Origin of the sequence: Caballeronia sp. EK (assembly GCF_014384845.1) — a bacterium.
Classification (GTDB): Bacteria; Pseudomonadota; Gammaproteobacteria; order Burkholderiales; family Burkholderiaceae; genus Caballeronia; species Caballeronia jiangsuensis.
This window is the reverse complement of the sequence record NZ_JACSUE010000015.1, coordinates 142769-152375: the sequence shown is the minus strand read 5'-3', so window position 1 is coordinate 152375 and position 9607 is coordinate 142769. Positions and strand designations below refer to the sequence as shown.

At 60.0% G+C, this 9607-nt stretch carries 9 protein-coding genes; all 9 read left to right on the top strand.

The window, feature by feature from the left end; all coding sequences use genetic code 11:
* The first annotated feature begins 730 nt into the window (after nt 1-730).
* From IAG25_RS33265 to IAG25_RS33225, 9 genes are read left to right on the top strand one after another with little or no spacing between them, the layout of a single operon-like run.
* Nucleotides 731-1084 carry a DotD/TraH family lipoprotein gene (locus IAG25_RS33265; protein WP_222946761.1) on the top strand — a complete coding sequence of 118 codons (354 nt, stop codon included), beginning with the start codon at nt 731-733 and terminating at the stop codon, nt 1082-1084.
* Nucleotides 1053-1904 carry a type IV secretory system conjugative DNA transfer family protein gene (locus tag IAG25_RS33260; RefSeq protein ID WP_222946760.1) on the top strand — a complete coding sequence of 284 codons (852 nt, stop codon included), beginning with the start codon at nt 1053-1055 and terminating at the stop codon, nt 1902-1904. Before IAG25_RS33265 ends, IAG25_RS33260 begins: the two co-directional genes overlap by 32 nt.
* Nucleotides 1901-3022: a type IV pilus twitching motility protein PilT gene (locus IAG25_RS33255; protein WP_187608667.1), complete on the top strand. Its 1122-nt coding sequence runs from the start codon at nt 1901-1903 to the stop codon at nt 3020-3022. Before IAG25_RS33260 ends, IAG25_RS33255 begins: the two co-directional genes overlap by 4 nt.
* Nucleotides 3019-3288, top strand: a complete 270-nt coding sequence (gene icmT / locus IAG25_RS33250) for an IcmT/TraK family protein (protein ID WP_255504126.1) — start codon at nt 3019-3021, stop codon at nt 3286-3288. Before IAG25_RS33255 ends, icmT begins: the two co-directional genes overlap by 4 nt.
* Nucleotides 3285-4142, top strand: coding sequence for a toxin co-regulated pilus biosynthesis Q family protein (locus IAG25_RS33245; protein ID WP_187608665.1), 858 nt, complete (start codon nt 3285-3287; stop codon nt 4140-4142). The genes icmT and IAG25_RS33245 overlap by 4 nt, the downstream gene beginning before the upstream one ends.
* On the top strand, nt 4130-5893 hold the full coding sequence (gene pilN, locus IAG25_RS33240; protein WP_187608664.1) for a PilN family type IVB pilus formation outer membrane protein: 1764 nt from the start codon (nt 4130-4132) through the stop codon (nt 5891-5893). The genes IAG25_RS33245 and pilN overlap by 13 nt, the downstream gene beginning before the upstream one ends.
* Nucleotides 5894-5908: 15 nt before the next feature.
* Nucleotides 5909-7159: a type 4b pilus protein PilO2 gene (locus IAG25_RS33235; RefSeq protein ID WP_187608663.1), complete on the top strand. Its 1251-nt coding sequence runs from the start codon at nt 5909-5911 to the stop codon at nt 7157-7159.
* Nucleotides 7146-7784, top strand: a complete 639-nt coding sequence (locus IAG25_RS33230; RefSeq protein WP_187608662.1) for a hypothetical protein — start codon at nt 7146-7148, stop codon at nt 7782-7784. Before IAG25_RS33235 ends, IAG25_RS33230 begins: the two co-directional genes overlap by 14 nt.
* Before the next feature lie 24 nt (nt 7785-7808).
* Nucleotides 7809-9605: an ATPase, T2SS/T4P/T4SS family gene (locus tag IAG25_RS33225; RefSeq protein WP_187608661.1), complete on the top strand. Its 1797-nt coding sequence runs from the start codon at nt 7809-7811 to the stop codon at nt 9603-9605.
* Nucleotides 9606-9607 lie beyond the last annotated feature (2 nt).

Sequence of the window (9607 nt, the reverse complement as noted above, 5' to 3'; positions counted from 1 at the left end):
TTGCCGTAGCCGACGTCTACGGCGCGAACTGCTTTAGCTTTGCTCATTGATGCCTCGTCTCAGGGCGGAAGTTGAAAACGACGCTTGCAGGCGTCGTTTGCCGAACAAACGACGCCGAGCGGCGTCATTGCGTTGCATTTTACGTATCGTGGCAAGGATACGCAATAGAAACTGTTGAGCTTATGGTGTTGCTGAAGTAAAACGACGCCGCAACGACGCCGGAATGACGCTGAGCGATCTCGTGAAATAGGACTGAGGGGATACAACGACGCCGCAACGACGCCGCGAGGCGTCGTTGCCTCCAGCGGCAGGCCAAACGACGCCGGAACGACGCCGCCGCGCGTCGTTTGGAAAAGATGGCCGGGTTGAGGCAACGACGCGCGGAAGCGTCGTTTCGTGTGCTTCCCGGCCGAGCGGCAGTTTTGGCGATACCGCTCATGAGTGGGGAGCGGCGTACGGCCTCGAAGGCTACCAACTATATAGATACGTCTCGCGATGACGAGAAAGCGTTTGACGGAAGGGGAGTACGTATCCATTGCTTCATACGCAACAAGTCATTGTTGGCGCTTTTTACGTATGCTATAGTTCATACGGAAAACGTCGGCCGGTGGCCGTTGAATAGGTAAGAGCCAAGAACATGCGATTTACACGCGTTGTCATGACTGTCTTAGTGTGCGGAGCCGCAGGCTGCGCCACGCAACAGCCGCCTGCCGTGGACACCACGGGGCGGATGCTGGACGCTCAATTCAGCGAATCGGCACAGAAGATCGACCGGATGATGGTCGATGTGGCGCGCGCTGGCGGTATCTCTTCCGTTGCGCCCCGCACGGGAAAAGTCACGGTCAGCGGCGATCTCGTTACCGTTCAGTGGCAGGGTGATGCGCACGAGGTACTGCGCAAGCTGGCGGAGGCCAAGGGTCTCCGCTTCGCTGCGATGGGTCGCGCGGTTCCGATCCCGGTTTCGCTGTCGGCCGTCGATACTCGCTTCGTGGACGTGCTGGAAAACGTCGGCACGCAATGTGGTGGCCGCGCGGACGTCGTCCTGAAAAACGATGCGTTGGAAATTCACTACCGTGGCGTCTAAGCACCACGTCCTGTCTTCAATGGCCCTCGCGGTGGCGTGCTCGCTGAGCACGATTCCGGCATGGGCTGGCGACATGTCGCTCGACGATCTTGCGAACTTGTCGGCTGACTCTGTTCAGAAGCCCGCAATCACGCCTGCCCGCGCATCGATCCTCAAAGAGGCAGCGATGGCGCTCGGAAGCCGCAAAGGTACTGCCGATCGCTCCGCTGTCCTCGTCTCCGAACTGGAAGCTCGCGGCGATCGACTGGACAAGCTGTACCGATTCGGCGCGTTGGTGACCAAGAACGGTGTTCTCCCTCCGGTGATTACCGAGGCTCGTGATGCAGTTGAAGCGACCTCAGACCAACTGCGCGTCGCCGATCGCATGTACCGGATCGTGACCCGCTCGCGCCTCATTACGACGCCGCCATCCTGGCGGGACTATCTCTTTGTTGGCCTTCGCCTCACGCAGGGCAATGAAATGCCCGCAGCGGCTCTCCTTCCCAAGAACGACGCTGAGCGCGCCTATTGGAAGGAGCAGGTGATGCTTGGCTACGAGTACGGCAAGAAGCTCGCCGACGAAATTCTGAGCAGCAATCGCGCGCGTCTCGATCGCGACTACATGGGAATGCTGCGTTATTCGGAACTGTTGAACAAGGGCATGGTTTCCGAACCGATGGTGGCTGTCGCGCCTGCCGTTGTCTCTGGTGACCGGAATCAGATCAATGTCGGCGACACGCTCTACCGCGTAACGGACCACGGCGGATTCGTCACGGACGCCAAGAAGTGGCAACCGACGGTCGAGCAGGGCGCAAGCGCGCCCGCAGGAGCGTCGCAATGAGCGCGCTCGTGCATGTCGATCCGTTTCAACTGGTGCCGAACTTCGGCGAGCATCAGCTTCGCGAGTTCATGAACTACTGCGCGGCTCAGGACGTATCGGACGTCGTATTCCAGACGGGCGATCGTGTATGGGGCGAAGTTCGCGGCCGACAAGTGCCGTTGACGGCGCGCACGATCAAGGACGGCGAGATCAAAACGCTGCTGTCCAACGCCTTCGGCAGCGAAGTGATCGGAGTCATCAAGTCCGGCACCGATGCTGACCGTGCGTATCGCTTCGTTGTCGAGCGCGACACGCGTCGTTACCGCGTCAATATCTCGGGTGCTCAAGTGGGCGACGCCGACGACGGCGTATCGATCACGATGCGGACGATTCCGGAAGTTCCGCCGCCGCTTAATGCGCTGCAACTGCCGCCCGGCATCCAGAACAACCTTTACCAGCCGCGCGGCCTCGTTCTCGTGTGCGGACCGACTGGCTCGGGTAAGACGACGCTCATGTCTGCGTTCTATGCGGACGTTTCGGCGACCGATCCTGACGTAAAGATCCTGCTGTACGAGGATCCGATCGAGTTTTTGTTCACGAAGGTCAAGAACGTCGGTCCGAAGATCTCGCAGATGCAAGTCGGCCGACACATCCCGAGTTTCGCACGCGGCATTCGCAACGCAATGCGCCGCAAGCCGACCCTAATCGGAATTGGGGAAGCACGTGACGCTGAGACGATCGGTGCGATGGTCGAAGCCTCTCTGACGGGGCATGGTGCCTACGGCACGATGCACACTGAAAGCGTTCCCGAGACGACGTCGCGCGCGATTCAGGTATTTCCGGGCGATCAGCATTCGGCGATCGCGTCGAAGCTGCTCGGTGCGCTCCGTCTGATCGTGGTGCAGATTCTGGTGCCGACGCTTGACGGCAAGCGTGCTGCCGTTCGCGAATGGCTTTATTTCGATCGCGATATCAAGCTCGCCATGAGCGAAATGCCGTACACGCAGTGGGGCGCTTACCTGCGGCAGGTCGTAGCAGCTAAGGGACAGGATATGACGACAGGTCTTCGGGCTTTGCTCGATAAGGGCTTGATCGACATGAAGACGTTCCGTCGCTATGCAGGCGAGGCCGATGAATGAGAGCCGTCCGTTCTTATTGGCGCGAATTCGGCCTGACGATGCGCTTTTTCGGCATCGATGCCCGCGCGTTCTTCCCGCTGCTCATCGCTTTGTATCGGCCCGCCAAGTGGTCGTTCGCGCTTGCCATTGTCGCGATCGTGGCGTTTTTCGTTATGGAGAAAAAGGGCTACACGCTGCCGGTTCTCATCCGACTGATCCGTCACAAGATGCGCGGGTCGATTATCCATGCGCGTGCCTGGTGGCATCACCGCAGAAACTACGAATGAAAGGGTGCGACATGCACAGAAAAACAATCGCTGCGGTGCTGGCCGCTGCCGGGGTGACGCTGACGTGCGCGACCGCAGCGCGCGCCGGTTTCGTGAACCAAGCGGCACCGGCGCCCGCGCCGGCGTCCGCAGTAGCGCCGGTCCAGTCTGGCGCGGCACCGACGCCTGAAGTTGCGCAACACGCGCTCAATGCAGCCCCTTCGACGACCGCAATGCCGGCCGCTCCCGCCGCTCCGGTTGCGCTGCCCGACGCGACTGGCCGCAAGGTCACGCAAATTGGCTTGCGTCCGTCCAACGTATCCGTCCCGCGCGGGATGGGAAACAACATTGCCCTCGGCGACGTACTGCCCGCAATCGTACCGCGCGACTTCCGTATCGATACGCACGCGGCCGACGCTCAGCAGCCGATTTCGTGGAGTGGTGGTCAGCCGTGGGACACGGTGCTGAACGCTTCCCTCGCCAACGCTTACGGCACCGAGGCAACGATCGACTGGAATCAAAAGCTGGTGTCGGTGCGTCGCGTGGGCATGGCGCCTGTCACGAGCAGCGTCGCGATGCGTCCGGCCGCGCCACAAGCGGTCGCAATGCGTTGGGACGTGCGCGCGAGCGATGTGACGCTTCGTCAAGCGCTCCTGCGATGGGCCAAGGACGCGGGCTGGCAGGTGTCGTGGGAGATCGCCTACGACTATCCGGTGCAATTGGAAGGCTCGTTTGCTGGCTCGTTCGAAGACGCGGTTACTCAATTCATGTCGTCGCTTCGTTACAGCGACTATCCGGCACTCGCGTGCCTCTACGAAGCGAACCATGTGGTCCGCGTGCTTCACTACGGGGATAAGAAAGAATGCGACAAGTAAGTCAACGCACGGTGGCAGCGATCGCGCTGCCGATCGTCCTCGCGGCGTGCGGCTCTATGCAGCGCGACATCGCGCGGCAGACGGATGACGCGGCCCAACAGGTCACCGACTATCGGGCGCGAGTCACGACGATGAATGTGACGTCTAACGTCGCGGTCGTGCAACGCGTGTCGGGCGCTTGGCTCGGCGGTCACGCGGTGCCTATGCAGGCAGATTCCGCACTGCCGGAGATCTTCCGTCGCGAAGGATGGCGCTTTATTTTCCCGGACAAGGGAACCATGCTGACGGTCGCGGAACGGCTGCAAAAGAACACCGGTATCCCGGTGCGCGTGCAGCCCGACGTTCTCATGCCGATGAGCGCGTTCATGAACATCAACGGAACATCTATCTCGACCGAGGACAAGAGCGCAGCGCCGGCCGCACCGACGACGCCGGGGTCGGTGACGACTTTGCCGCCGCTGCCAAGTCCGGCTGCGGGCGGTGCCCTGGCTGCTGGTACATCAGCCACCATGGCTGGACCGGCGTCGCAAGCCTTGTACGAGATGCGCTACATCGGAACGCTCGCAGGCTACCTCGAACTGTTATGCGCGCAAGCTGGCATTTCGTGGGACTACCACGACGGCGTTATCACGCTGCGCCGCCTCGTGACCAAGACCTTCGTGCTGAAAGCACTGCCGGGCTCGTCCGGCCTTCAGGCTGGCATGGGCCGCGATGGTCAAACCCAAACCGGTACGCAGAGCAGCAGCACGGCGTCGCAGTCGGTCACGACCGGTGGTTACACGACGACCGGCAAGGTCGAGATGAACAGCACGTTCAGCGTGTGGTCCTCGCTTGATAAGTCTATTCAGGCAATCAAGACGCCCGTTGGCCGATACGCAATTTCAGAAGCTACCGGAACGATCACGGTGACCGACACGCGTGGGGCCGTGGACGAAATCGGCCGAATTATCGAGCACGAAAACGCGACCCTGACGCGACAGGTCGCGATGCGGGTCGAAGTGATCTCGGTGAAGCTCACGGGCAACAATCAGTACGGTGTCGATTGGACCGCTGTCTTCCAAAAGGTCACGCACATGGTGCCTTGGGCTCTGTCTTACACGGGGCCGGCTTCGCTGGTTAGCGCGACGACGGCAGGGAATCTGAGCGCTTCGGTCCTCGCGCCCACGGACGGCTCGGCCGGCACGTGGACAGGCTCACAGGCATTCGTGTCTGCACTTAATGACTACGGCCGCGCCAAGGTTCTCACTACCGCCAACGCCATGACGATCAACCGTCAGCCGGTCCCGGTGGCAATCACTCAGCAAACTGGCTACCTGGCGGAAGTGACGCCGGCACCGGCCGGTGCCTCGGGCAGCGCTGGTGGCACGCCCGGTCTGACGCCCGGCACGGTCACGACTGGCTTCATGCTTAACCTGCTTCCCACGGTGCTGGACAGCAACAACATTCAGCTTCAGGTGTCCGTGGGCATTTCGTCGCTCGACGCGCTGGTGCGCCAGACGTCGGGTACGGGAGCGACTCAAAACAGCATCCAGACGCCGACGGTATCGAGCACTGACTTCTTGCAGAAAGTGTCGATGAAGCCGGGACAAACGCTCGTCCTTTCGGGCTACGAGCGCGACAGCCGCCAGTTCGACAAGCGCACGCTTACGCCGGGAGCCCCAATCATCGCGGGCGGCAGCTTCAACGGCAACGACGACCGCGAAGCGGTGGTGATCCTCGTGACGCCCGTCGTCACTGAAGGTTCGATCTAAGTCGGCGGAGCACATATGTCGGCACGCATAGTCGAGGTCAACGGTACGCAAGTCGTGTTCGGACTTGATTGGGTGCCGTTGTCCGGAGACGGCTCGGAGAAGGACGAAGTCGTTCAGATTGTAAAAAGCAACAAGGCAGCGTACCAAGTGCGTTGCGCTGCTGACCACGCAATCCTGTTTGGCTTCCTCGCGAAAGCGGATGTTCCAGACGACGTCAAGAACCCGAAATTCAAGTCCGCGGCAGCATTGCTCGCCTCGTTTCCCGACGTAGCAGCGAATGCTATCTGGATTGAAGTCGATGGGCAGACCGCGAAGATGGCTGCGCTTCGCGATGGTCTTCCGCTGCCGTTGGGCGATTTCTACGGCAGCGTGATGGAAGCCGATGACCGTATCCGTCACATCGAGGCGGATAGCGGGATTTCCTTCACGTTCTACGGAAATTATTCGGAGGTCTACGAAAGCAGCGTGCCGATTTCGTTGGCCGAGCTTTGCGACGAGGGAAGCTCTGAAGTTGCAACGTTGGTCAAGGCAAGTCGGAGCACGGACAAGCGAATGCTCGTCATCGGTGCTGTCGCGCTGGCTTTGGCTGCGTGGCAGTACGGCGGAGACGTTTGGCGATTCGTTCATCCGCCTAAAAAGGTCGAGAAGGTTGATGCAACCAAACAGTATCTGCAGCAGTTGCCTAGCCGCCTCGCTATGGCTGGAACCGTGGCGCCCGTCGCTGCAAGGTTCATTCATGGCGACTGGAGCAAGGAGACACTTCAAGCAGGCTGGTTCCTCACGAAGGTTTCGTGTTCGATCGCTCAGTGTTCCTACGCCTGGAACATTGTTGGTGGGGACGGCGCAGCGCTCGAACGAGCGCTTGGCACTCGAAACATCATGTTCAGTCCAGATGGTCAACAAGCGCTAGTGACCCTAGAGAATCAGCCCGCGCCACAAACGCCGCTGAGTAGCGACCGGCTGCCATCGACTGCGGAGTTTCGCCGGACCCAAGGCTCGTTCGCGCAGGACTTGTCGCTGCTCAACGTGAGCTTTCAGTTCGGGGATACCAAGCTGTTCGGAGCCGACAATCCGAGCGCCATAGACCTGAACAAGCTCCATGGTGCTATCCGCTCGGGCGATTTCAAAGTGACCGGCAAGGCAGCGGTGTTTGACGACGTGCTGCGGCATCTGCCGGACAGCGTAACGCTTGATTCCATGGATCTGACGATCACTGGCATCGATCCCGTATTCGAATTAAGAGGAAGCTACTATGTCAAAGACTGACCCTACCGCGTTGAACTCGCGACACCTTAGCGCCAGTGCGCGGCGCGTGTTGGCAATCACTTTGGCAGCATTTGGCATCGGGCTGCTCTCGCATGCAGCGCAGGCCGCGACGATTGAAGAGCTTGTCGCAGCGCAACGCGAGGTAATGCGCGCGGAGATGGCTAAGAAGATCGCTGATGCGAAGGGTGACAAGACAGCAGCTACTGCACCAGCGACGAGCGCGCTTCCCGTTCCCATTGCCGTCGCGCCTGCTATCACGGAAGCGAAGACGCCGAAAGAATCGAAGCCAAGGAACCCGGTCGATGACATTCGCGTGAACGGCATTTACAGCGACGCGCGCGGTGTTGTCACTGTTGACGTCTCCGTTGGCAACAGCGCATCGTTTCCGCTAACCAAAGGACGCTCCATCGAAGGCTGGTCACTCGCCGACATTTCGGAGGCGTCGGTGACATTTCAGCACGGAAAGAATGGGGCGAAAAAGGTGGTGTACATGGCGCAGCCTACGGTCAGCGCAGCGGCGCCGACGGTGGTCGCGACTGCGGCTTCTCAGCAGCCCATGTTTCCCACCCCGATGAGCCTCCCGCCGATTGGGCCGACGCGTCCGCCTGTCAGCCAATCAAACTAATTTTCGAGGTCTACCGTGGCGGCGATGAATAACTTCCTTGGCCTGCTTCCCTTCATGGGACGCGACACGGCAACTGCGGAACGCGCACGCGCGCCGCAGGCGCTGCCACGCAAGACGCAGGGCGCGACGCAGCGTCCGCAGAGCGTCGGAAGTGGTGGCCAACCTCCGCAGAAGGGCGGACAAGCACAGCGGCAGTTGCCGGATTTGAAGAAGATCGAGTCGGTCGCCGGGCTTCCTTCTGTACGGTGTATTCACACGGCCAAAGGCGCGCTCTATGAGCAACCTGACGCTGTCCGCGCCGCATTGATTGCGGTCGGCGAAGATGCCCGCAGCGCAACGATCCTTATCGACCCCGCGGCGTATCACCAGAACATGGTGCACCTCGACGCGTTGCGCGCGAAGCTGCGCAACGGCGACGTGTCGATCTTGAAAACTGCTTTCGCGCCGAAAGATCTAATCGCGTCGTTGTATCGAACGGAGGTTCGCGAGGCAGGTGCGGAAGGTGGGGAGAACAGCGAAGAGGCGAAGCTTTTCGATCAGTTCATTCGCTATGGGCTCGAGAATGGCGCAACTGATGTGCACTTCGTTGTGAAAGGCCAAAGCGCTGTGGTGAAGTACCGCATCGACACCGAGTTAGAGCCGATGAAAGGCGCGCATGGCGGCGTCTTTACGCGGGAGCAGCTTCGCGGCGCTATCGCGTACGGCTATAACCGGCTAATGGGCATCAAAACGAATTCTCACTCGGCGTTCAACATCGAAGTTGCGCAGTCTTGCATGATCCCGTACTGGAAGAACCAGAAGCTGGTGAATCTTCGCTATCAGTCGAGTCGAGGCTTCGCCGACGACGGCGGAGGCGCTTTCACGGTGTACATCCGCTTTATCGACAGCGACAACTCGGTTTCGGCGACGCGCTTTCAAGATCTCGGCTACTCCGACGATCAAGCCGGCATGTTCGCTCGCGCTGCGGTGAACCGCAAGGGCTTGGTGCTGATCGCAGGGATCACAGGTTCTGGTAAGTCTACGACGCTGACGTTCTACGTTGAAACCATGCCTGGCGTAGACCGGCTCAACGTCATCACAGTAGAAGATCCCGTCGAGAAGGTCATCAACGCAGCGAGCTTGCAAATCTCGTTGCAACGCTCGCTCAACGCCGACGCCGGCAAGATGAGTTTCAAGGAAGTGCAAGGCATCATCGTTCGATCGGATCCGGACGTCATCTTTCAGGGTGAGATCCGCGACGAGGCGTCTGGTGTTTGCGCACAGACCTTATTGCAGACAGGCCATCAGGTTCTCGGGACGCTCCACACCGAAGGAATCATGGGCATTGCGAGCCGCATGACCAGCAGCGAAATCGGCTTTTCGATGCACACGATCACGCAGCCGAAATTTTGGTCGCTGATGGTCTATCAGGCGCTGCTCGCCAAGGTCTGCTCGGTCTGTGCAGAGTCCGCTGACGAGACGATGCCTGAAATGACCGCGTTCATCCGTGAACGCTTCCGGATCGACACCGCAAACATGAAAACTCGCCGACAGGGCGGATGCGCCTTGTGCAACCATCGCGGCGTCAAAGGCATGACGGTAGCCGCCGAGATCTACCGTCCGACGCGCCTGTTCTTGCAGCATCTGCGCAACGGCGATGACTATGCAGCCGAGCTTGAATGGCGTGGTACGAGCGATGGTCGTTACGATTCGCCTGATATGACGGGTAAGACGGTTTTTGAACATGCTTTATACAAGGCGTACTGCGGAACGATCGATATCCAGACGTTGGAATCGATCGAGTTGATTGAGCACTACGAAATCATCAATCAGGCTGGCTAAAA